General features: G+C 54.9%; 1 protein-coding gene. It reads right to left on the reverse strand.

Going from position 1 to position 619, the window contains the following annotated elements; translation table 11 throughout:
- Positions 1 to 619, reverse strand: a 619-nt coding sequence (locus HMPREF3158_RS09270) for an IS3 family transposase (protein ID WP_070498272.1), incomplete at both ends; no start/stop codon positions are given.

A 619-nucleotide genomic window follows, 5' to 3' on the forward strand; every position in this document is an offset into this window, starting at 1 on the left:
GGCGCGTGTTGTAGCGCATGCACCACCGGAAGCCTTCCTGCCGGCAGATAATGGGATTGTCAAAGACTTTCCTATCACGCAAGACTTCCCGCTTGAGCGTGGCGTTAAATGATTCTGCTAGGGCGTTATCCGCACTCGTTCCTACCGCGCCCATGGATTGGCGCACACCCAACGACGAGCAATAGCTCCTAAAGGCTTGTGAGGTGTACACACTGCCGTGATCGGAATGGAATACAGCCCCGTCAAGACTGCCACGCACACCGTGCGCGTGGGCTATTGCATCGACGACCAGTGACACTCGCATGTGGTCTGCGAGCGCATAACCTGCAAGTTTCCGTGAATACGTGTCAATGACTGTGGCCAAATACATGTTCTTGCCACCCTTACAGGGCAGGTAGGTGATGTCGCCAACATAGACGCGGTTCGGCTCGTTGGCTGTGAATTTACGGCCTACTAAGTCCGGCATGACACGGTGGCCAGGCTTGCGCCTGGTAGTGACACATCGGCGGCGCTTGGTAAAGCCTTTAAGTCCCATGGATTTCATGATGCGTGCGACCTTCTTGTGATTTATCGGGCCGAAATCCGTATCACTGTTGAGGCTTGCAGCGATGCGTTTAGC

Origin of the sequence: Corynebacterium sp. HMSC06G04 (assembly GCF_001807365.1) — a bacterium.
Classification (GTDB): domain Bacteria; phylum Actinomycetota; class Actinomycetes; order Mycobacteriales; family Mycobacteriaceae; genus Corynebacterium; species Corynebacterium simulans.